Genomic DNA, 23,359 nt, shown 5'->3' with positions numbered 1-23,359 from the left:
TATTTTATGAGTATTTCAAATATAGATAATAAGCACGATCTCTCAGAGTCAACGACGACACCGACCGATAATGACATCGCACGAGTACGTGAATTCTTAGTCGATTTACAGGCGCGAATCTGTCAAGCGTTAGAAGCACAAGAGCGTGATGGTGGCACAAATGGCAACGAGCATGCCACGTTTGTCGCTGATGACTGGGAACGTCCTGAAGGCGGCGGTGGACGCTCATGTGTCCTAGCAGATGGCGAGGTGATTGAAAAAGCGGGCGTGATGTTTAGTCATATTCATGTTCACAACCTACCAGCGTCAGCAACGGCACGTCACCCTGATATCGCTGGTCGCAAAGCTCAAGCCATGGGCGTCTCATTGGTGGTACACCCCAAAAACCCCAACGTCCCTACTAGCCATGCCAATGTGCGTTTGTTCGTCGCCGAAGCGAAAGGTGAGAACCCTATTTGGTGGTTTGGTGGTGGTTTTGATTTGACTCCGTTTTATCCGGTACTGGCTGACTGTGTTCATTGGCATCAGGTTTGCCACGACCTATGTGCGCCTTTTGGCGATCACATCTACCCTGATTTTAAACAATGGTGTGATGAATATTTTCATCTACGTCATCGTGATGAGCAGCGCGGTATCGGCGGCTTGTTCTATGACGATGTCAATACTGAAAGTCGTGGCTGGGATTTTGAAACCTGCTTTGATTTTATGAAAGCTGTAGGTAACGGTTATTTGGATGGCATTTTACCTATTTTTGAGCAGCGCAAAGACACACCTTACACCGATGAACAGCGTAAATTTCAGCTGTATCGCCGTGGTCGCTATGTTGAGTATAACCTTGTCTATGATCGCGGCACGTTATTTGGACTACAAAGTAATGGTCGTATTGAGTCTATCTTGGTTAGCATGCCACCATTGGCTAGCTGGCACTACCGCTTCGAACCTGCTGAAGGGACGCCCGAATTTGAGCTGACCGATTTTTATCTGAAACCACGTAATTGGTTGACTCTATAGTTTGTACGAATATAATAAGGACTAGAGATGTCTTCCAGACTATTGTCTAAAATATTAAAATAAGGTCAGCTATAGTAGCTGACCTTATTTATATACTCACTCTTAAAAAACTGTCAGTTACATTAAGGGATTGCGTTCATTCAACTATATATTTTAGATTATCTTTATTATTGTCCTAATAAATAGTTGTCATTTCAAAAATTACGATGATGTAACAACTATTTTAACTATAACTACGTAAATTGTGGTTACAATAGAAGTCATATTCTGAAAAAATCATTTAGAGTCGAATACGATTCTAAATAGTTATAAGTACACTTTATACCTGCACCTTGTTCAAAGCCAGCGTTTGCATACACGCATACTATTAGCAATATTTTAAAGGAGTAATCTATATGACACAGGTTCATTCTAATAAGTCATTAAAGTCTATTTTTGGTATCACATTAATGGCAGCTGCCCTAGGCTTAACGGCATGTAGCCCTTCAGCAGATGCTGACTCTAACCCTGATCTACAAGCCCGTCAAGACAGCATGAAAAACTGGGGTGATGCCATGGGTGTCATGGGCGATATGGCTAAAGCACCTGATACCTTTGATGCAGATGTCGTTAAAGAACAAGCCGCATTCTTAGCAGAAGATGCTAGTACGCCCTGGAGTCATTTCGAAGACCCAGAAAACATGGGTAATGCAACTGAGGCAGTTTGGTCTAATGCGGAAGGGTTCCGTGCAGAAGCCGAAAACTTCGAAGCCGTCACAGCTAATCTAAGCGCTGCTGCACAGACAGCGACTAGCATGGAAGACATCAAGCCTGCCTTTAGTGAAGTTGGTGCAAGCTGTAAATCATGTCATACTGAGTTTAGAGCAAAAAATGAATAAACCTTTATACTGATAGCTAGGGCGTGTCTTCAAGTCACTCGATAGTCATCTCAATGGGCTAAAAATGGCTGAATCTTGCCAAACATCGTCAAATAGCTGGTTAATATCCCGATATTATCTGCGCTATTTTCCTTGTTTGACGGCAATTTATCTCATTTTTATCACCATTTTTGAAATGAAGACACGCCCTAGTAGACAAGCATAAAAAAACCGCCACATTTTTGATAGGGCGGTTTTTTTATTATTAAAATTAAGCTATGTCCATATTAAGACATGATTACTCTGCTACTGACTTGCTCGTATCAATTGGCTTGCTTGTATCGATCGTTTTTTGCTCATTCAGTTTATTCACAATCGTCACGACAGATGAATCACTCAAATCTATCGTCCGAATTGGGAATGGAATATTTATACCAGCCGCATCAAATGCGCTCTTGATCTCTACAAAAACCTGATGAGTCGAGGCGACTTTATTGGCCTGTGTGCCATCTTCAATAAACCAACGCACCATCAAATCAATCGAAGAATCTCCAAAACCTGTCGCGATCACACTCGGCTGAGCTTTCTTTGAGACACTATCTGATCTGTCTAATGCTTGCAAAATTTCAGCTTTTGCTGCTTCGATGTCGTTTTCATAACCAATACCCACGGCCAGTTGTAATCGTCGCTGCTTATATGCCGTATTGACTGTCAACGCTGAGGTATATAAATCAGAATTGGGAATCACCACTTGCCGACCATCATAAGTTTTGATGGTAGTTGCACGGATCTTAATATCTTCGACGGTGCCCTCATATTCACCAGACACTATCTGATCGCCGATACGAAACGGCTCTGAAATAAGTAGCAAGATACCAGACAGCAAGTTTTGAAAAATATCTTTAAAGGCAAAACCAATAGCAACTGAACCGATACCAAGTGCACCGATCAACTTGGCAGGCGTAAAGTCTGGTACTGTAATGACCATGGCTATCATAATGCCAATAAAGATAATGAGCGCCCCACCCACTCGCTGAAAGACTTTCACTAGATTTTGATGACGTCTACGACGGCCTAAAATTTTATAAACAACCTTTTTAAAGGCAATCGATAAAAACCAAAACACAAGAACCACGATGATAGAAGCAACAAAATATGGAATACGTTCAAGAAAACTAACAAATATTTCATTTGCTGAATCCACAATACTTTGGTAGGTCAAAACATCAGGTGTTACTTCCTCAGAGGTGGGCATTTAGGTATCACTCCTTTGATCAGGGGGCTCGCTAACTTACTCAATCCATTAATAACTATAACTGCTTGGCATAAGCAATAACTCCTTATACCACGCATTCAAACCTAACCCATCAAGTCAGCTTGGACAATCTCAATCCAGTAACCATCGACATCTTTGATAAAGGCAATGTTTTTCATACTGCCATCTTCTGGGCGTTTTTTGTATTCGACATTGTTTTTATCAAACCAAGCAACGGCTTCTTCTAAATTAGGCACGCTAAAGCAAATATGTCCAAAACCTTGTGGCTCTTGGTTACCGTCATGGTAACTAAAGTCAGCTTGGGTTTCTGTCCCATAATTATGGGTCAACTCTAAAATACCACGTTGACGGAATGCAAAAATCTCTAAATCATCACCAGCTGGCAAATTCTCACGCTCGCTTTCTGTCAATTTGGCTAAAAAGTATAAATCAAAACCCATATCAGGGAACTTTTTGACCGCAAGCAACGTCATACCAATAACGCCTGTGTAAAAGGCTAATGATTTGGCAGGGTTTTTTACCCGTAGCATCGTATGGTTAAAAGTAAAGCCTGTCGTCTGAGCTGAAATTGGCTGCACACCAGTAGTGATTACACTGCTCTCTGGCTGATCAATGACAAAATCATTATGATTATCGGTAGCTGATTCAGTATTTGACATAGATATAGATATCCTAATATTAACAATATATTGATTTGAGAAATAAGCGCGCAAAAATTGTTTTTACGCGCTTGACCCTCTTATCATAATAAAAAATCATGAAAGGATTGAGAGGGTTTTGTAAGAGTCTGTGCTAGGGCGGGGTTTAATTAACTTTCTAAAAACCTTACTTTTCCTGTCTCTAAGTCATACTCGGCACCAACGACTAGCAATTGACCGCTATTAGTCAAATCTTCTAGCGCACGCGAACCATGCTTAAGCTGACTAACTGACATGCGTACGTTGGCACGGATAGAGCGGTCTAGCAATTCATCAGCATCGACATCCTGACCGTTCGCTGTTGCTAGCTCATGTAAATTATAGACACTTGGGCGAATACGATCGACGATAGATTGCAAGTTAGGAGAGTAGTTTTGCTCGGGATTGATAAGCGTCTCTACACAGGCCGTGACCGCACCGCAATGTGAATGTCCAAGTACCACGACCAGTTTTGTACCAAATTTTTCAGCAGCAAACTCAATGGATCCAATCTGTGAAGGCGCTACCACGTTTCCTGCGACTCGAATGACAAACAAATCACCTAAGCCCTGATCAAATACAATCTCAACAGGTACGCGTGCATCCGAACAACCCAAAATAATCGCCAAAGGATCTTGATCTTTCACCAACTCTGGTCGACGCTGCATACCTGACTCAATACTGGTAAGACTATCCACATAGCGTGCGTTGCCTTCTCTTAAAATCTCAAGGGCTTCTTGACCCGTTTTTGGGCGTGTATCGTTAGGCATAAAATATCCTTTATTATCAATATTATGAAAGTGACAGGCTGTTTTAAATCGATTTATACAAACAAAAATTGGCTCAGTATTTACTAGCAATGATTAATAACCAGCATGCTGACCATATTTGTCAGCCACAACGTGATTGTATAGCAATCAGAATTAAAAATTGATAAAAAGTTTAGGTTTAGGGCGTGTTGAACATTCACAAGTAGGCACTGCTGATTGCTAAAATTGTTCCAGACAAGGCGCAAAGCGACGGTAATGCAAATGCCTTAGCTAGATTTGCAACGCAGTATGGGGCAATTTTATCATCAGCCGTAGGGACAGGAGTATTTTTTGCCGCTTCATTGCTAAAAATAGACGCTTAGAAAGACTAAACTTACTACTTTTACCTTAGAATCGCCTAAAAAATAGTCTCTGTCAGTGCCATGGTTGAATGTTCAACACGCCCTAATGTCTCTGCAGAACCTCCATACTTTTGCATCATAACTTTTTCCTCATATAGTATAGAGAAACGGTAAAGAGCAAAATGATAAATATTAACGGCAATTTTTTCCTTGTTTATCTAAAACCTGTCTCATTTCAAGCCTCACAATCTAATTAATGACACGTCCTAATACAAGCGATTGCATACCACTTGTCATCGCTTGCATCCTTATAACGAACTTGCACTAATTTATATCGAGGGTTTGTTATAATACGTGTCAATAAAACTAAGTTTATCTCTACTGATCATATCCACATTCAATCACCTTGATAGCAGCATCCTAAATAAATCGCCATATCATCATGTTAGATGCCTAGGAAAAAACCATGACCATCCCTCCTCCCAATACGCACAAAACTCCTGTATCACCCAATGATGACAAGGTGCTGTTGCAACTGACTGGTCTAAAAAAAACCTTTGATCAAACGGAAGTATTAAAAGATATCAACCTAGATATCAAGCATGGAGAGTTTCTGACCCTGCTAGGCCCATCCGGTTGTGGCAAGACGACATTACTACGTTTGATTGCAGGTTTTGAGCAGCCAAATGAGGGCGCTATATATTTGGATGGTCTACAGATGGCAGGGTTGCCAGCAGATAAACGTCCAGTCAATACTGTATTTCAGCAATATGCATTGTTTCCTCATATGAGTGTCGCACAAAATGTGGCGTACGGACTCAAACTCAAAAAAGTATCTAAAGATGAGACTAAAACACGAGTGAGCGAGATGCTCGCCATGGTACAGCTAGAGCATTTAGCCAATCGTAAACCACAAGATTTATCAGGTGGTCAGCAGCAGCGTGTAGCGATTGCGCGTGCCGTGATCAATCGTCCCAAATTATTATTACTTGATGAGCCATTATCCGCGCTCGATCACAAGCTGCGTTTGCAAATGCAATCTGAGCTAAAACGATTACAGCGTGAGCTGGGCATTACTTTTGTATTTGTCACTCATGACCAAGAAGAAGCACTATCGATGTCGGACCGTATCGCGGTGATGAAAGATGGCTCATTTCAGCAAATCGGCACACCCATTGAGATTTATGAGACGCCTGCCAACTTGTTCACCGCCAAATTCATCGGTGAGACCAACTTGTTCAAAGCTGAAGTAAAAGGTGTGTATCCCAATCAGCCAGATCGTGATGGCAAAGTCACCAACGGACGTATCGAAGTAGAGGTTTGCGAGGCGCAAGCACAAGATGGACCTACAGCACTACGGAATCTACGCCGTCCTAATTTTGCCAATGATGTGCAGGTAGGCGACATCGTAAATTTACTGCTTCGTCCTGAAGACTTACGGATTTATGATCCAAAAGATGATGAAAACATTGGCCTGTTTGGCCGCGTTATTGAAAGCAACTATAAAGGCAGTACGTTAGACTCAATTATCGAACTGGCAAACGGTCATATTATTAAGGCCTCTGAGTTCTTTGATGAAGACGACCCGAGCTTTGATTACAAACTAAACGAAGGTGTCAAAGTCTCATGGGTAGATGGCTGGGAATGGGTATTGCCAGAAGTCTCCGAAAATATGTCAGACACGACTGTACAAAAGGATGGTAGCTGATGGCACCTCGTAGCTTGGGCAGTAAAAGTCCTTTTCGTACCGCAACGCTATGGTTGATTTGGGGTTGGCTACTGATATTTGCGCTATTGCCAAACATCTTAGTCATTGCTGTCAGTTTTTTGACCCGTGATAGCAGTGCTTTTATTAGCTTGCCGGTCAGCATCGATAGTTATGTGCGTATGATCGACCCCTTATATTTTGAGGTCTTTGTGCACTCACTATGGATGGCAGGTATCACAACCGTCATCTGCTTACTACTCGGTTACCCTTTTGCTTGGCTGATATCTAAAGCCAAAGTACGCTGGCAACCACTATTGATGATGCTATTGATACTGCCATTTTGGACCAACTCTTTAGTACGTACCTATGCACTCAAATTACTGTTTGCTAATAACGGTTTGATTAATAAATCACTACTTGCTATAGGCGTTATCGATACACCTATCGATATTTTATATACGCAAGGTGCGGTGATTGCTGGTCTGACGTATTTGTTATTTCCATTTATGGTATTGCCTTTATATGCGGTGTTTACTGATTTACGTAATGACATGCTGTTGGCCTCTCAGGATTTGGGTGCATCCAAGACCCAGACGTTTTGGCACGTGGTGCTACCATTGACGACACCTGGGATTATCTCTGGGGTGCTCTTAGTGTTATTACCTGCGATGGGTATGTTTTATGTAGCAGATATTTTGGGTGGCTCACGTAACTTATTGGTCGGTAATATCATCAAAAACCAATTTTTAGATGCCCGTGACTGGCCATTTGGGGCCGCCGCCAGTGTAATACTGACACTGGCAATGGCGTTGTTATTACTCGCCTACCGCGCCAGCAGTCGCCGTATTGGTAAAACCGACTTTAATGAGGTGGCCTAATGTCTCATTCACGCACATTGAAGCTTGGCAGTATCGCTGCTAAAGGCTACCTTAGCTTGATTTATACCTTGCTATATCTACCTATCATCGTCTTAGTAGTGATGTCATTTAACCAGTCAAAGATTGGCTACAACTGGGGCGGGTTTAGCTTAAAGTGGTATGAATCGCTCTTTAATAACCAAGCGATGCTCGATGCGTTTTGGCACTCTATTGTCTTAGGTTTAGTCGCTGCAACTGTCTCAACGTTGATAGGTACACTCACTGCCCTAGCCTTACATCGTTATAATTTTCGCGGTAAAGGCCTACTAAATGGTCTGCTATTTGTGTTGATGATGTCGCCTGAGATTGTGCTCGCTATCTCGTTATTAGCATTGTTCTTATTAATCGGACTGCAATTGGGCTTTGTCTCACTGCTATTGGCACACATTACCTTTTGCTTGCCCTTCGTGGTCATCACTGTGTTTGCACGGCTGAGTAGCTTAGATGAGCGCTTGATGGAAGCGGCACGTGATTTAGGTGCCAATGAATCAACGATGGTGCGCACTGTACTAATTCCAGTCATTTTACCTGCGGTTATGGCAGGTTGGTTGCTGGCCTTTACCTTGTCACTAGATGATGTAGTGGTTTCAACCTTTGTGACAGGACCCAGTTATGAGATTTTACCGTTACGGATTTATTCTATGGTAAGAGTTGGGTTAAAGCCTGAGGTCAATGCCATTGGTACATTATTATTAGTCGCTTCTTTAATATTGGTTATTATCTCACAAGTACTGTTGCGCAAGCGCTAGCTGTTGCTGAATCATTAATTATATACTATGAATGAAAGTCAGCAACATATGTACTATAATGAATTTATCTCACTTTAGTGGTTAGGTCGTCTTATGCTAGAACTACGCCATCTCAACACCTTGACCGCGCTACGAGCGCATGGCTCACTTGCTGCCGCTGCCGATGAGCTGCACGTCACAGCGTCTGCGGTATCACACCAATTAAAAGAGCTAGAGAGTTACTACGATATCAACTTGGTCAATCGTCGTACGCGACCGCTCACCTTTACGCCAGCTGGTAAAGCCGTACTGGCATTAGCAGATAACATCCTGCCGCAAGTGACCCGTACCAAATCCAATCTTAAACGCCTAGCACACGGGCAAGCAGGCAGGTTACGCCTAGCCTCTGAATGTCACAGCTGCTTTGATTGGCTAATGCCGATACTCAATCAGTATCGCCGCGAATGGTCTGATGTGGAGCTGGACTTTGCGACGGGCTTTGAGCCTGAGCCCCATCATTTATTGATGGAAGGTGATATTGACCTGCTGATTACCACCAGCAACTTACCGATAGAAGGACTCTGTTATCAGCCACTATTTGAATACGAGAGTCGTTTAGTACTGTCACCCATGCATGATTTGGCAGCGCAAGATTTTATCGATCCAAGTGATTTGACTGATGAGACTTTGATTGCCTATCCCGTCGAGGCCAAACGTCTCGATATTATCGCCAACTTTATGACGCCAGCGCAGGTAAGCTTTGAGAGCGTTCGTACGACAGAGCTGACAGCGATGCTGATTCAGCTGGTCGCTAGTGAACGCGGAGTTGCTGCATTGCCTGATTGGGTCGTCGCGGAATATGAGAAAAAAGGTTGGGTCGTCTCGCGGAAGTTGGGTGTAGGTGTACATTGTCAGTTGTATGCAGCAACGCGCACATCTAGCCAAGATACGGCGTATATGCAAGGGTTTGCGAATTTACTAGAAGGGATAGTGAAGCCGTTGTAGGTTCATTACTGATTACTTTCTTATAGTTATAAAATATTAGTCACTTTTTCATATCGTAACAAATGTTATGGTAAATAATGGTTCCCTAGTGAGGAATTGAACCTTAGGCTGTAGGCTAATGGTATCAGGGTTTTAACTTGCTAAGATAACCACAGTGTACTTCATGGTGTACTTACCATACATATTCTATCTATGATCGGTGCGCTATACAGGCTTCGAACTATATGCTATATCTCAGAGAGTTGAGTCTCTGATAATCCCGGTGCGGTTCATTACTGCTTACACCGATAACATCGGAGGCATTGGTTTATATAAAAGCTTGGGCTTTGTGATAGAAGGTGAAATGGTGGATTATGCTTATCGTAACGGCGAGTATGTCAATGCCTATCAGATGGCAAGAATTCGAAAAGCTAAAAATGGGTGATTCTGGGTATACCCCAAGGTAACCAGTTATTTTGCCCTTCAAACCTATTAACAGACCACTTAAAATAGACTGCTATCATGGAACCACTTATAACAGACCATTAAACGATGACTATCTACCAACGGCTACAAAACCAACTTAAAGAAGTAAAATCCCAGCGCGGTTGCCACTAATGTCAGGCCAACGTGCAGACCTATCAATGCAAGACCTGCTAATAACCTGCCTTCGCTGATAAAAGTAAACACTTCCGCGCTAAAGGTACTAAAAGTCGTCAACCCGCCCAAAAACCCAGTGATCACAAACAGTCGAATATTAGGAGACAGACCGCTGCCCATCCGCTCGAACCAAACTAAGGCCAACCCTATTAGCAGACCGCCCAAGATATTAGCACCCAATGTACCCAGTGGTATCCAGCTGTGCAGCGGGTTAAAGCGAGCCAACCATGTCCGCAAGCACGCGCCAAATGCTGCTCCTAAACCAACGGCAAGCCACTGCATAGACCATCCTTACTTCTAATAGACGTTAGAGTTTGTTGAATAAAATACTTTTTATACCGCAGGCAGCTCAGTCATCGGCCAACGTGGCACACAGCTCACGGCTAGTTCATCAGACTGCCCAGCCTGCAAGCGCTCATAACCTGCATAAGCAATCATCGCCCCATTATCCGTACACAAGGCAGGTGGTGCATAATGCACCGTCGCGTTTATCTTTGCCAGTTCAGCTTCTAAAGTCGTGCGCAAATGCGTATTAGCGCTGACACCACCTGCTATCACCAGTCGGCTCATATCAACTTGCTTGAGTGCTTTGACGCACTTTTTCACCAATGTATCGACCACTGCATGTTGAAAACTGGCAGCAATATCCGCTCGCACTTGTGGATCGCTATCAGAGCTATTACCTGACCCTCCTGATAGTGGCGTGTCTTTGATGAGATTATGCACGGCTGTTTTCATACCACTAAAAGAAAAGTCTAAACCACGATGTAACATCGGTCTGGGCAGATGGTACGCATCAGGGTTACCTGTCTCAGCCAATTTAGCGATATTGGGGCCACCAGGATAAGGCAAGCCTAGCATCTTAGCCGCTTTATCAAAGCACTCACCGGCAGCATCATCTATCGATTCACCTAATATCTCATACTGCCCGACCCCACGTGCAGCGATCAGTAACGTATGTCCACCAGAGACCAGTAACGACACAAAAGGAAACGCAGGAGGGTGTGCACCCATCAGCGGTGCCAGTAGATGCCCTTCCATATGATGAATGCCGATCGCTGGGATATCCAAACCATAAGCCAAACTGCGTCCAAATAATGCGCCCGTCATCAACGCACCAATGAGACCTGGGCCTTTGGTATAAGCAATCGCATCGATCTCGCTTTTTTTCATATCGCACTGCTCTAACAGCTCATTGAGCAAAGGCACTAGTTTGCGAATATGATCGCGACTGGCAAGCTCAGGTACCACGCCGCCATAGAGGGCATGCAGCTCTATTTGTGAATACAGCACTTGCCCAACCAAACCTTGATTGTCATTAGCCATCTGCTCGCTATCAAAAATCGCTAGACCAGTCTCATCACAAGAGGTCTCTAAACCCAACACTTTCATATTTTTGCCTTTATGCTTTTATTTTTATGCTACTTTTGCAATGTTTGTCTTTTTATAGTCAAATCCATATAAATCCGCTACATCGTCATCCTCGCTGACCATACTAATGTATAGCTTGCACTCGATTTCCTTGTATCGAAATTATTTGAACTCCACTATATGCTGGCGCTAAAGCTTGAGTAGCCATAAAAACGGAGGTTTCAATCATTGGATAGACCAAATGACTTAGGGCACGCCCTAGACACAGCTGACTATATTTTTAGCTTTGACATAACAAAGAACGCGCATTAAAAAACCGCCATTGTCAGTCACAATGACGGTTATTTTAGCAAATTTCAATGGCGAATATATTCTATATATAGTATCAGCTGACTGCTTCTATCATATAATCTACAGCAGCATAGACCTGTGCTTCACTTATCTTGTCAGTCACTTGCGCTGGCATATTCTTAAAGCCTTTTGCTGAATGTATATGCAGCGTATCTTTACCTTTGCTAAGACGTGCTGCCCACGCGGCTTTATCACCATATTTTGGTGCATTAAGCAAACCTGCCTCATGACACACTTTACAGTTTGACTCATAGAGCTTAGCACCTGCGTCAGCGGCCAATACTTCAGGCTCAGCAGTAACTTCGGATTCCGAAACTTCTGTCACAGCAGTCGTCTCGACAGCTTCTACTTTCACTACCGGTTCAGATCTAGCGACTTCAGAATCAGAGATAGGAGTATCCTCTGCCACTACGCTAGTATTGGCAGATTCATTGGCAGCAGGCTCTTTAGTGGCTGTACTATCATCACTACAAGCATTCAATGCCAATAATGCAATAATGCTGATAGCAGAACAAATATTTTTATTTATCTGCTTTAATTTATATTTCATTATCGCACCTATACTTAACGTGTCATATTGGCAGCTACTCGCTGCATCATATCAACTTTATCTACAACAGTTAAAAAATATCTATTCAGCGGTGGCGTCAGCTGCTTCCGTTGTTTCCATGTCTGTGCCTTCAGTAGTAGCTGCGTCAGCATCAGTACTGTCAGCACTGGTATCAGCAGTCGTTTCTTCTGCGGCAACTTCATCCGTTGTTTCGGCATCAGTAGCGGTATCAGTCGCTGCATCGGTATCAGCTGCTGCTGTACCATCGACTGGAGCAACGGCTGTTTCTGGAAAGTCGAATTCTTCAGCGTCAGGGGCATTTTCACGAGCAAGTGCTGAGGCAGCATCTACGCGATCTTTTGCCAATACTTCATGTGACTCGCCTTCTTCGTGACCACCACAAGCGCTAACACCAAAACTAAAAGCGACAATAAATGCTGTACTCAACGCCGTATTTAATACTGTCTTTTTCATTCAAACATCCTCAATAAAATGCACACAAAACGGTTAATATGCTTACTACTATATGGAAAATATCATAGCATAAACTCCAACCAAACCGTTATAGACAGTAGGGTTTTTATTCATGATAATTTTATGCAAGATATTTATGTATACATCTAATATTCGCTAAAAATATATAGTTCACACAACAACCTATCCTTATCTCAACATCACATCATGCAGTTTGATGATAAATATGGATTAACACACTAAATTTATTGACTTTTTTAATATTCTTTATTAAAATATCTGCCCTTGTGCTCATGCGCAATATTATCCTAGTTTGAGCTGATGCCTGTGATCTTGAGATATCACGGCTAAATACTAATACACAGCCAAACTAATGCCTTTATATCTCATCCTAATCAAGGAGTCTTCATGCCTGCAGTTAAGGTTAAAGAAAACGAACCAGTAGATATCGCTATCCGTCGTTTCAAGCGTGCTTGTGAAAAAGCTGGTGTATTGTCAGACGTACGTAAGCGCGAGTTTTATGAAAAACCAACGCAAGTACGTAAGCGTAAAAAAGCAGCTGCCGTAAAGCGTTATAAGAAAAAATTACAACGCGAAACTATTCGTACCACTCGTATGTACTAACCTATATTACGGTTAGTTAAATACAAGCGCTACACTAACGCCACTGTTATCAATTGATATCAGTGGCGTTTTTTATGCTACAATTTTTATGATTAACACTTAGCCAATAAGGATAATAACAATGAGCCAAATTAAACAAAACTTATCGGATAGTATCAAATTATCCATGAAAGCTCGTGAGCTTGAGCGTGTTAAAGTATTGCGTAACGTACAAGCAGTCATCAAGCAAATCGAGATTGATCGTCAAATAGAACTTGACGATGACCAAGTCTTAGAAGTACTACAAAAGCAGCTAAAACAGCGACACGAGTCGCTTGGTATTTTTACCGAAAACAGTCGTGACGACTTAGCAGCCAAAGAGCAGTTTGAAATCAACATCATCAACGAGTTTATGCCAAAACAAATGGATAATGAGGAGCTTACAGCCTTGGTACAAGCAGAAGTCGCTGAGCAAGGTGCAACCTCTATGCGTGATATGGGTAGCGTGATGGGTGTGTTAAAGAATAAAACCGCAGGTCGTGCTGATCCAGCCATCATCTCTAAACTGGTCAAAGAAGCACTACAAAGCAAATAGCTGGTTACCTATTATTGATTAATCAGTATTTTGGTACAAACAACCGCCTAAGGCTTAAAGTCTTTGGCGGTTTTTACTGCCTTAATTTCTGCATTGATATTAGCCAAGAGTGGACGTGCACTATTTGCTTGCGTGGTATTTTGTAGTTTTTCTGCCAGTTGCTTAGCTTGTGTGAGTGATATTAGCGCACTTTCGTAGCGATTACTCCATAGCTGATCCTGACTCCGATAGCGTAATGCATTGATTGTCGCAATATTGGCTAATTGTGGTGATGTAGTCGTTTTTGCTAACTTCTCATTGGCCAGCTGTAAACTCTGCCAAGCATAGCGATCACTTGGCTGCTGCTCTATCAAAGGTTTGAGCAATGCTTGCGCTTTAGCTGGCTGGTTGCTGTTGGTGAGCGCTTCGGCCAAATAAATCCGAAGATCACGACGCTCAGGATAAAGACGATGTTGCCCATCTAAAATCTCAGCGGCTTCTGACCACTTATCTTGTTCTGTCAATACTTGGCTATGAGTAATCGATAACAAGGGTTCTAACCTTTGACGCTGTTCCACTGGCAATGCATTGATGTCACTCAGTACTTTTTCGGCATCTTTAAAACGTTGCTGCTCACCGTACCAATTCATCAATGCCAATTTAGCACCAATGCTATTGTTGGCAGCAGTGGTCAATACTGTCTTAGAAGCATGCTTACCCATACTTTGTACACGCCAATAGAGCAGGTCAAACAACGCCTGATGACGTTGCTGCTGGCTCAATGATAATGACGGATAACTCTGCGCGCGACTTTGTGCGTCACTCAAGCGCTCGTTAGTCAATGGATGTGAGAGTATAAAACTTGGTAAGAACTGGTTTTCGGATTGATTCAGTTGACTTTGTTGATTCATGGTCGCAAAAAATCGCGGCATCGCTCTCGGATCATAACCCGCGTGAGTCATGATTTGCATTCCTATCCGATCAGCCTCACGCTCATTGCTACGACTAAACGCCATGCTACTATTCATCGTCGCTGTTTGGCTACCCATCATCACCGCTGCTGCTGCATCACCATCGACCGCTGACGCTGCTATCGCCGCTAGCATACCTCCTACCTGCATCAGTAATGCTTTTTTGCGGTCATCGACACCACTCTCATAATGATGTTGGCTAAGATGCGCAACTTCATGCGCGACCACACTGGCAAGCTCGTCCATACTCTTGGCTGCCAATATGGTTCCTGTATTGATTCCAATGACACCGCCTGGTGCCGCAAAGGCATTAATACTCGGACTATCAATAATCACCAAGCCCATTAGTGCTTGCTGCCGCGCTTGAGCATTAAGACGCCACGTCATGTCTTTGAGCGTTTCTTGAATCCAAGGGTCATGCTCCATCTTAATGCTACCATTGACATTTCGTAGCGACCACTCACCAAGCAATTTATTTTGATATTGTTCAGCGAAGCTCAAGCCTTGACCACGCAAGCTAGGTAGACTTAGTGTGTCGGTTTTTGCAGGCTGCCACGAATTATAATTGGTTGACTCTGTTTGATTACTGCTACCACTCCAGTCAATACTATTGGCCGCAGCGGGTATGGCCATCAATAATGCCGCTGCAACTCCTGATGCAAAAGCACTTGATACCGCTATAGACAGCATCGTTTTTTTTCGTCCACAAAAAAGCGACATGAAGCAGAGCACATGTTGGTTTGACTTGTGTATATTCGATGAACGGATGCTGGTACTACCAAACATCGACTGTCTATTAGAGTGATACAAATACTTATCCTATACAAGTGAGTATGAACCATGTTTTGTCGACTATACGAGCTTGTTGATACAAGGTCAATTCTAGTATGTTTTCGACTACCAATAACTAAGCGGTGTGTCACTATCGTGCAACATCATTGTGTGATTCTAACGAACCGAATACGATGTTGATTATATTCAACTGCACTGATACCTTGGCTATTTGCTATAATAGCAACTTAAACAATAGGTTTGGGTTGCTATTGAGCACAAGGCACTCCATAACAAAACCTTAAAATTAACAATATTCTAAAACCAACTATTATTTACCATAAAAATAGTGCCAATTAAAGTATTGGTCTTTATAAAGGTTGTTTTATGTCTGCTGATAGTCAGTCCACCATCCTCCATACACCTGACGCTATAAGATTATCAGAAAAAATCTCTAGTGCTGATCAACAAGAGATCAATCAACTTTTAGCCTTATTGAAAGCAGATAACAGTGCTTTAAACCAGAATGCAGAGATAAGACCACTTAGCATTAATATTACTCGCTTCGTCGATGGCCGCGGACTTGCTTGTCCGATGCCGTTATTAAAAACCAAAGTGGCATTACGTGATGTCGCAAATGGTGACTCACTATATGTCGTCGCCACCGATGCCAACTCACAAGCTGATATCACTGCTTTTTGTCGTCAAACTCAGCTGCTATTGATTATTAATAGCGTCACCCACCAACAGACAACTAATAGCATATCATCACAGCGTTTCGATACAATATATCACTTCATCATTACTAAAACTGATAGCAACTAAGTGTCGCTATCCTTTACAATTACAACTATAAATATTTTTATATGACTATTTGCGTCACTATTTAATAAGGTCAAGAATATGGCTAATACTTCTAATGATGCTACAAAAGATGAGGCAGCACCGGTAATAAACGAAGCACGTGATGCAGCGCTAAAAGCTGCCGCACAACGACCACCTTATGATGCGAATGCGCTAGGTGATACCAGTACCCGTGACTTAGTACCTGCGATGCCAACCCATTTATCTGCACCTGGGGTCAATCTCGGTGCTTATATCAATACCGTCCATCAAATTCCTATTTTGACACCAGTACAAGAGCAAGAGCTAGCGCATCGCTACTATGATGACGGTGATGTGGAAGCAGCACGATTACTTGTGATGTCACATCTACGCTTTGTGATTCACATTGCGCGCAGTTACTCCGGTTATGGCTTACCACAAGCCGACTTGATTCAAGAAGGCAACCTAGGTCTAATGAAAGCCGTAAAACGCTTTGACCCCAACAAAGGCGTACGTTTGGTATCCTTTGCTGTACATTGGATTAAGGCGGAGATTCATGAATTTGTGATTCGAAACTGGCGGATCGTAAAAGTTGCGACCACCAAAGCACATCGCAAACTGTTCTTTAATTTGCGTAGTCTCAAAAAGACCAACAATCAGCTGACTCTAGAAGAAGCTGATGCTATTGCAAAAGATCTCAATGTCACGCGTAAACAAGTACTAGAGATGGAGTCACGGCTCACATCTTATGATGCATCATTTGAAGCGCAATCTAGTGATGATGACGATGGACGTTATGCACCGCAGCTATTTTTAGAAGATGGCATCGATCCTGCTGAGCAGTTAGAAGAATCAGACTGGGAAGAGAATAACTCCTCTGCCTTAATCGCAGCGATGGATACTCTCGATGACCGTTCTCGCGATATCGTCGAACAGCGCTGGCTCTCTGAGCAAAAATCTACCTTGCATGAGCTAGCAGCCGTCTACTCTATCTCTGCAGAGCGTGTCCGCCAAATCGAAAAAAATGCCATGGATAAGATTCGCGATGCAATGACCATTGATAGCGTCATCTTGCCAGATGACATTCAATAACAGCTGCCTTTTAGTCGTGATAGCTTTTAGATAAGATGAATTCAACATGCTAAATTGGATAGGTATTGCAGCGATCAATATGGCTGTCGCCGTCGCCCTAGGTGCATTCGGCGCTCATGGCCTCAAAAACATTGCCAGTGCTCAACAGCTAGAATGGTGGCACACGGCGACCTTATATTTATTTATCCATGCACTTGGATTGCTGCTGGTTGGTCTGCTGATTCGTCTCAAATACATCACTCAGACAACGGCATGGCTACTACAGATCGGTATTATCATATTTTCGGGCAGTCTTTATGCAATGACACTTGGGGCGCCACTGTGGTTCGGAGCTATTACACCTATCGGTGGTGTATTAATGATTATCGGTTGGCTATGGCTAGCACTATCAGCATTCAAAATACATGATTCAGCAGCCAAATAGACACTCATATAAAATAGATAACAGACAATGTGAAGAATCATTATGCTGATAGCAGTAATACGAAACCATTAAGGAGTGTTTTTTATGAGTACCATTAGTGTCAATGGTAAGACATTGCAAACTACCCACCAGACTGTGCAATTGGTTATCAATGAACTTGGACTTAGCCAAGGGCGTTATGCGGTAGAAATCGACGGTGAGCTTATCCCCAAAAGTGAGCTTGGTCATCTACGTATCGTGGAAGGAATGGACATCGAGGTAGTACAAGCCGTTGGTGGCGGCTAGTCATTATAACAAGCTCAGTATAAATACTTGATAATAGAAAAGGCCTCAAACGTATCATACGTTGAGGCCTTTTTCCTTTTTTGTATTATCATGCCAATTTAGTAGAATCAAGTTTTAACTATATGGGCCAGATGTCCTCTTTATTATCTTACCTGTTGTTATTGAATCAGCCAATACTCGTTAAATCTGAAAAATACTAACACTCAGCACTAAAACTCATTGCATTATACTGCAGGTACCACGTCGGCAGCTGTGAGATCGTCATAGCGGTCGTCACGTCCAGCACCCTGAGTCTTTTTACGATCTTGGCGGGTTTTATATTTACGTACTTGTCTATCAAGTTTGTCTGCCATGTCATTAATGGCTTTATACATATCATCTTCACACGATTGGACAAACATTTCTTGACCTGAGACTCTCATTATCGCTTCAGCTTTATGGCTTTTTTTACCACCATCGCTAGAACCATTGTTATCCAACGATAATATCACTTTAATACTTTGTATCTGATCAAAGTGTCGTTCTACTTTCTCAAGCTTTTCACGCACCGCTTTATCCATAGCTTCGGTAACACTGATATGGTGACCACTGATAGAAACATTCATATTATTGTCCTTTTGTTTGTACTAACAATCAACAGATGAAATAGCATTCCTGCCTTTATCACCCTGCTTTACCAACCGCTAATCTATCGCCTTTGATAGTCAATGCATGTAATCAAATGCTAATGTATCCTTTCATCATCTCTCTGATTGCTGCTATAAATAGGCTAAATCGATATTTAGATTTCGTTGTTGGTATGACTCTAATTTGTCATGAAAATTGAATAGTAGCAAGACACTATATTGTAATTAAATGTAATAAAACCTGTTGTTTCTATCATGTTTCTATATAATCAAAAAATTTTATTTTTTATATTTGAATTAAGCCATAAAAGACAATTGTATGACATTACTCACAACTTTTTGAATAACATCACTTAAAGTGTGCTGAGCATTCATAAATAGGTACTATCAATGCTATTGTCAAACATACAACACGCCTCAATATTTTTGTTTGCGCTGGGTAGATGAACCAATATTCATCGCTTCACGATATTTAGCCACTGTTCTTCTAGCGATATCGATACCCTCCGCTAATAAACTGTCCTTGATACGACTGTCTGATAATGGCTTTTTCGGATTTTCATCGGCTATAAGCTGCTTAATCATGGCGCTAATAGCCGTTGAAGATATGTCACCGTCATTACTACTGACATGTGATGAGAAGAAGTGTTTTAGTGAAAACAATCCTTGTGGTGTCAAAATTGTTTTGCTAGTAGTCAGACGCGATACCGTAGATTCATGCAAATCAACTTCTTCTGCGATAACCTTTAGAATCAGCGGTTGCATTGCCGTAGCACCATGTAACAGAAACTCTTGCTGATAACGGACAATACTGGTTGCCACTTTTAGCAAGTTCTGATTACGCTCTTCGATACTACGAATGAACAAACGCGCATCAGTGAGGTTTTCGCGTAAATATTGATTATCAGGACTGTCGTCACCACGCTTAACTAAATTGGCGTATTCTTGATTGACCCGTAATTTTGGCAATGTGTCGGGGTTGAGACGCACATACCAAGCATCATCCTGTACATCAGATTCTAAATTATTATCACTCGTTTGATGACGAACAGGTGTAACCAATACATCAGGAATGTCGTAGCTGTCTGTTTCACGCACATAATCTGGTTGACTACTCTGAAACAATAAGCCTGGCGAAGGGTTTAAGCTGCGTAATAGATTTAATGCAGGTGTGATTTTTTCAGCCGCGAGCCCTGTCTGCTCAGTAAGTGCTTTGATATTATTACTGACTAAATGATCACTAGCTGATAATAGCGCCTGGGCTTCTGTTAGATACTCTGTATTGGGACTAAGCTTGGATAACTGAATAGCGAGACATTCACTCAAATTTCGTGCGCCAACACCCAGCGGGTCACAAGATTGAATAATGCGTAATACGGCCATTATTTCATCTTTCTCAACACATTCATCCCATTGATAAAAGCTTGCCATGGTGTCTAAACTTTGTAAAAACTCATCAACATCTAGCCGAATAAACCCCATATCATCCATAGAATCTATTAGGTACGTAGCAATCACCATATCCGCTTCTGAAAGGTGTTTAAAATTTAGCTGCCAACGCACATGATCTTGGATAGTGGCAGACGTGCCACCTTGATAGCTATCAAAGTCTTCATCGCTTTTGTTACCCGTATTGGTAGCCACTGATGCATGATTACCACTATCAGCGCTATTATAATCAGTAGCACTATCAAAACTACTGTAATCATCGCTATCCATAGTATGATTGTCTACCGCACCATCATCGATATTTACTTGCTGTAGTTTATCAAAGCTATCACTAAACCCCTCATCATACTCAGAGTTAGCAGTCGATGAATCAGCATCCGAATTTTGATTCCAGCTATCTAACGTCAATGGCTCATTCAGCTCATCGATAGTATCATCGCCACTATGATCGTACTCATCTTCATCATCTTCGACACGTTCAAGCAATGGATTACTATCCAGCTTGGCCTGAACCTCTTGTGCGAGCTCAAGACTAGAGAGCTGCAGCAATTTAATAGCTTGCTGCATCTGAGGGGTTAGTTTCTGTGAGGTACTCAGCGTGGTTGCCAATCCAAACGACATACTCATGGGCGGCTTATTACACTCCGATAGTAAAATATTATTCTATATATATTTGGTTAAACGAGTAGTTTAACGTTATTAGGACATGACGATAGCATTTTTTGATGCAATCTTGCTATGATAATTTATACTCTGTTCAGATACATTTATTACTTTTCTGTCATAAAACCATATAAATCTTAGCATTTCAGCATAAATTACTAAATAATTGATATGAAAACTGTGCGTCTAACTGGAGCATGCTTTTAACCCAAGCAATAATCATTTAACTGAGCTGAAATGAGAAAAATGGTAGATTCACAAAGAAAAGCCTACTGTGAATATGAATATATTGGCAATTTTAGCCCATCTACAGTTTATTCTTTAGATTGAGGACAAGCTCTAGGTATGATGAATAATATCAAGGTCTGTTAAATATTAAATTTGAATAAACAAGTCTCAAAACTCACTGAGAACACTACTATGAATAGCAAAACAAACAATCCATTGCTAACCGCTGCCATTCAGATGAATAGCCAGCAAAATATTGAAAAAAACCTCAATGATATCAAAGCTGCCATTATCGAAGCACGTGCGCAAGGTGCTCAACTTGTTGTTCTACCAGAAAACTGCTGTAGTATGGGACAGCAGTTTTCTACCGCAGAGCGTTTCGATGAACTATCAGCAACCATCGCTGGATATGCGCACACTTACGGTATGTATGTATTGGTAGGCTCACTACCTTGCCTTTATCGTCCAGATGGCATGATCGTACCAGATGGTAGATTGCGCCAAGTCAGTCAACTGTTTGCTCCTGACGGTAAGCAAGTGGCGCGTTATGACAAGATTCATTTATTCACAGCAACCGTGGCAGATAAGCAAGGCAGCTATAATGAAGCCGCGACTTTTGAGCCAGGCACACAAACAGTGACTGTACCGCTCGAAGCAAACAATGAAATTTACCATCTAGGCATGATGGTGTGCTTTGATTTACGTTTTCCAGCATTGGCGCAACGTCTAAGGCAAGCAGGTGCAGATATATTGAGCGCGCCTGCCGCATTTACTTATCTAACAGGCCAGGCGCATTGGTCTTTATTGTTGCGGGCACGTGCTCTAGACAGCCAATGCATGGTCATCGGTGCGGCACAGGGCGGTGATCATGTTTATAAAAATGGGGATATTCGCCAAACTTGGGGACATAGTACGATTACTGCTTACGATGGTACCATCATAAACAGCTACGATGACAGCGAGCTAGGTGATAGCACTGACATCGAAGAAAAACAACGATATGCCATAGTACTAGCATCGTTAGATAAACAAGCACAACAGCAAGGGCGGCAAAAAATGCCAATTTTTGATTGTCACCGTTTGGCGTAACCGATACTTAGCTCGGGTTCGAATCACTGTCATTTTGCGTATGAGTGGCTCGTGGATGAGCGCGATCATAGACTTGTGTCAATTTAGCAAAATCGACATGGGTATAAATTTGCGTGGTGCTAATGTCACTATGACCCAGCATTTCCTGTACTGCACGCAAGTCGCCACTACCTGATAGCATATGTGAGGCAAAACAATGTCGCAACAAATGCGGATACATATTTTGGGCAATACCTGCCCGTGTAGCAGCAACTTTTAAGCGTTGCTGCACCGCTCGCGTTGACAAGCGTGTACCTAACTTTTCGCTGATAAACAATGCGCTATCCATCTGCTCGACCCACAGATTACGATGCGGCAGATAGCGTGTTATAGCTTCTGCAGCCTTTATACCTAAAGGTACTAAGCGTGTTTTGTTACCTTTACCTGTCACACGTACCCGTAACTCTGACAGGTCCACATCGGCCATATCTAGCGCAACCAGCTCACCAACACGCAAGCCACTACTGTAAAGCAGCTCAAACATGGCTTTATCACGTAACCATAAACGCGCTTGTTCCGGAGAATCTGGTATCTCTTGATCAAGTAACTGAGTAAGCAAGTCCACATCAGCGATAGACGGTAACGGTCGAGGGCTACGTTTCAGCTGATAACCTGTCGTTGGATTGATACGTGCTAGGCCCTCTTCAATCAGCCAACCATAAAAATGACGAATAGCTGATAGCTCTTGCTGCACACTGGCAAGCGCAAGCTTGTCTTCATCGAGACGCTGACCGATATGCTGAGCGAGTTGGCGCTTATCACAACGCGTCCACGTCAAGCGCTTACCTCGCAAAAATAGCGCCAATTGGTTCAGGCCAGAAAAATAAGCCGTTAAAGTATGCTCAGAATGATTACGCACTGATAAAGTGTTTAGCCACCGATGCACATCTGACAACAGCTCCCTTAGCGCGGCATCTGCTTCTATAGTGGCTGCTTGTGTGTCTGACAGCCATGCTGCTGACTCTGATGTAGGCAGATGCTGACTATTCTTGTTTGACATAGCGCTATTAGAGACGACCATCGTTTTTACCCAGCAATTAATATT

24 protein-coding genes are annotated in these 23,359 nt (G+C 42.4%); 13 read left to right on the top strand and 11 right to left on the bottom strand.

All coding sequences use genetic code 11. The annotated features are described in order from the left end of the window. Window positions 1-6 precede the first annotated feature (6 nt). A complete protein-coding gene (gene hemF, locus ACT3QP_RS01260; protein ID WP_192518160.1) occupies window positions 7-1,011 on the top strand; it encodes an oxygen-dependent coproporphyrinogen oxidase in 1,005 nt (334 codons plus the stop codon). A 395-nt stretch (window positions 1,012-1,406) separates the two neighbouring features. Next, complete coding sequence (locus ACT3QP_RS01255; protein ID WP_192991804.1) at window positions 1,407-1,889, top strand: c-type cytochrome; 483 nt, start codon at window positions 1,407-1,409, stop codon at window positions 1,887-1,889. A 277-nt stretch (window positions 1,890-2,166) separates the two neighbouring features. Here ACT3QP_RS01255 and ACT3QP_RS01250 read toward each other — a convergent pair whose 3' ends face one another. The 3 genes from ACT3QP_RS01250 to ACT3QP_RS01240 all read right to left on the bottom strand — a co-directional run bounded on the left by ACT3QP_RS01250 (window position 2,167) and on the right by ACT3QP_RS01240 (window position 4,591). After that, a complete protein-coding gene (locus ACT3QP_RS01250; protein WP_192991803.1) occupies window positions 2,167-3,123 on the bottom strand; it encodes a mechanosensitive ion channel family protein in 957 nt (318 codons plus the stop codon). Window positions 3,124-3,227: 104 nt separating this feature from the next. Further along, entirely contained in the window at window positions 3,228-3,803 is a 576-nt protein-coding gene (gene gloA, locus ACT3QP_RS01245) for a lactoylglutathione lyase (RefSeq protein ID WP_192991802.1), read from the bottom strand. Between the two features lie 149 nt (window positions 3,804-3,952). Further along, a complete protein-coding gene (locus ACT3QP_RS01240; RefSeq protein ID WP_192518164.1) occupies window positions 3,953-4,591 on the bottom strand; it encodes a carbonic anhydrase in 639 nt (212 codons plus the stop codon). 807 nt (window positions 4,592-5,398) lie between these two features. Between ACT3QP_RS01240 and potA the strand changes: the two genes are divergently transcribed. The 4 genes from potA to ACT3QP_RS01220 all read left to right on the top strand — a co-directional run bounded on the left by potA (window position 5,399) and on the right by ACT3QP_RS01220 (window position 9,290). Further along, complete coding sequence (potA, locus tag ACT3QP_RS01235; protein ID WP_192518165.1) at window positions 5,399-6,640, top strand: spermidine/putrescine ABC transporter ATP-binding protein PotA; 1,242 nt, start codon at window positions 5,399-5,401, stop codon at window positions 6,638-6,640. Then, window positions 6,640-7,518: a spermidine/putrescine ABC transporter permease PotB gene (gene potB / locus ACT3QP_RS01230; protein WP_192518166.1), complete on the top strand. Its 879-nt coding sequence runs from the start codon at window positions 6,640-6,642 to the stop codon at window positions 7,516-7,518. The genes potA and potB overlap by 1 nt, the downstream gene beginning before the upstream one ends. After that, window positions 7,518-8,306, top strand: coding sequence for a spermidine/putrescine ABC transporter permease PotC (potC, locus tag ACT3QP_RS01225; protein WP_192518167.1), 789 nt, complete (start codon window positions 7,518-7,520; stop codon window positions 8,304-8,306). Before potB ends, potC begins: the two co-directional genes overlap by 1 nt. Before the next feature lie 93 nt (window positions 8,307-8,399). After that, entirely contained in the window at window positions 8,400-9,290 is an 891-nt protein-coding gene (locus ACT3QP_RS01220; RefSeq protein WP_192518168.1) for a LysR family transcriptional regulator, read from the top strand. A 549-nt stretch (window positions 9,291-9,839) separates the two neighbouring features. On the opposite strand, the gene crcB is transcribed toward ACT3QP_RS01220, so the two are convergent. The 4 genes from crcB to ACT3QP_RS01200 form a co-directional block, all read right to left on the bottom strand. Further along, window positions 9,840-10,211 (bottom strand): fluoride efflux transporter CrcB, encoded by a 372-nt coding sequence (gene crcB, locus ACT3QP_RS01215; protein ID WP_192518170.1) that lies wholly within the window; start codon window positions 10,209-10,211, stop codon window positions 9,840-9,842. Window positions 10,212-10,262: 51 nt separating this feature from the next. Then, on the bottom strand, window positions 10,263-11,321 hold the full coding sequence (gene tsaD, locus ACT3QP_RS01210; RefSeq protein ID WP_192518171.1) for a tRNA (adenosine(37)-N6)-threonylcarbamoyltransferase complex transferase subunit TsaD: 1,059 nt from the start codon (window positions 11,319-11,321) through the stop codon (window positions 10,263-10,265). Between the two features lie 364 nt (window positions 11,322-11,685). Continuing rightward, window positions 11,686-12,201 (bottom strand): c-type cytochrome, encoded by a 516-nt coding sequence (locus tag ACT3QP_RS01205; protein WP_444524165.1) that lies wholly within the window; start codon window positions 12,199-12,201, stop codon window positions 11,686-11,688. Window positions 12,202-12,282: 81 nt separating this feature from the next. Then, complete coding sequence (locus ACT3QP_RS01200; RefSeq protein ID WP_444524164.1) at window positions 12,283-12,675, bottom strand: hypothetical protein; 393 nt, start codon at window positions 12,673-12,675, stop codon at window positions 12,283-12,285. Window positions 12,676-13,083: 408 nt separating this feature from the next. Here ACT3QP_RS01200 and rpsU point away from each other — a divergent pair, with 408 nt between their 5' ends. Further along, window positions 13,084-13,299, top strand: a complete 216-nt coding sequence (gene rpsU, locus ACT3QP_RS01195) for a 30S ribosomal protein S21 (RefSeq protein ID WP_010195908.1) — start codon at window positions 13,084-13,086, stop codon at window positions 13,297-13,299. Window positions 13,300-13,420: 121 nt separating this feature from the next. Beyond that, window positions 13,421-13,873, top strand: a complete 453-nt coding sequence (locus ACT3QP_RS01190; protein ID WP_444524163.1) for a GatB/YqeY domain-containing protein — start codon at window positions 13,421-13,423, stop codon at window positions 13,871-13,873. Between the two features lie 47 nt (window positions 13,874-13,920). On the opposite strand, the gene ACT3QP_RS01185 is transcribed toward ACT3QP_RS01190, so the two are convergent. Next, complete coding sequence (locus ACT3QP_RS01185; protein WP_444524162.1) at window positions 13,921-15,513, bottom strand: M48 family metalloprotease; 1,593 nt, start codon at window positions 15,511-15,513, stop codon at window positions 13,921-13,923. A gap of 468 nt (window positions 15,514-15,981) precedes the next feature. Between ACT3QP_RS01185 and ACT3QP_RS01180 the strand changes: the two genes are divergently transcribed. The 4 genes from ACT3QP_RS01180 (at window position 15,982) to thiS (ending at window position 18,220) form a co-directional block, all read left to right on the top strand. Then, window positions 15,982-16,419, top strand: coding sequence for a sulfurtransferase TusA family protein (locus ACT3QP_RS01180; protein ID WP_442061969.1), 438 nt, complete (start codon window positions 15,982-15,984; stop codon window positions 16,417-16,419). A 228-nt stretch (window positions 16,420-16,647) separates the two neighbouring features. Further along, on the top strand, window positions 16,648-17,511 hold the full coding sequence (gene rpoH / locus ACT3QP_RS01175; protein ID WP_225739217.1) for an RNA polymerase sigma factor RpoH: 864 nt from the start codon (window positions 16,648-16,650) through the stop codon (window positions 17,509-17,511). A gap of 46 nt (window positions 17,512-17,557) precedes the next feature. Next, the gene (locus ACT3QP_RS01170) at window positions 17,558-17,935 is read left to right on the top strand and encodes a DUF423 domain-containing protein (protein ID WP_442069599.1); all 378 of its coding nucleotides are present in this window, start codon (window positions 17,558-17,560) and stop codon (window positions 17,933-17,935) included. A gap of 84 nt (window positions 17,936-18,019) precedes the next feature. After that, window positions 18,020-18,220: a sulfur carrier protein ThiS gene (gene thiS, locus ACT3QP_RS01165; RefSeq protein WP_192519796.1), complete on the top strand. Its 201-nt coding sequence runs from the start codon at window positions 18,020-18,022 to the stop codon at window positions 18,218-18,220. Between the two features lie 224 nt (window positions 18,221-18,444). Here the strand turns inward: thiS and hpf are convergent, their stop codons facing one another. Further along, a complete protein-coding gene (hpf, locus tag ACT3QP_RS01160) occupies window positions 18,445-18,825 on the bottom strand; it encodes a ribosome hibernation-promoting factor, HPF/YfiA family (protein ID WP_192519795.1) in 381 nt (126 codons plus the stop codon). Window positions 18,826-19,263: 438 nt separating this feature from the next. After that, complete coding sequence (gene rpoN / locus ACT3QP_RS01155) at window positions 19,264-20,922, bottom strand: RNA polymerase factor sigma-54 (protein WP_444524161.1); 1,659 nt, start codon at window positions 20,920-20,922, stop codon at window positions 19,264-19,266. 456 nt (window positions 20,923-21,378) lie between these two features. Here rpoN and ACT3QP_RS01150 point away from each other — a divergent pair, with 456 nt between their 5' ends. Beyond that, a complete protein-coding gene (locus ACT3QP_RS01150) occupies window positions 21,379-22,275 on the top strand; it encodes a carbon-nitrogen hydrolase family protein (protein ID WP_444524160.1) in 897 nt (298 codons plus the stop codon). A 7-nt stretch (window positions 22,276-22,282) separates the two neighbouring features. Here the strand turns inward: ACT3QP_RS01150 and ACT3QP_RS01145 are convergent, their stop codons facing one another. After that, window positions 22,283-23,335: a tyrosine recombinase XerC gene (locus tag ACT3QP_RS01145; protein WP_444524159.1), complete on the bottom strand. Its 1,053-nt coding sequence runs from the start codon at window positions 23,333-23,335 to the stop codon at window positions 22,283-22,285. Window positions 23,336-23,359 lie beyond the last annotated feature (24 nt).

Origin of the sequence: Psychrobacter sp. AOP7-B1-24 (assembly GCF_052376215.1) — a bacterium.
In the GTDB taxonomy this organism is placed as follows: Bacteria; Pseudomonadota; Gammaproteobacteria; order Pseudomonadales; family Moraxellaceae; genus Psychrobacter.
This window is presented reverse-complemented; position numbering and strand designations above follow the sequence as displayed.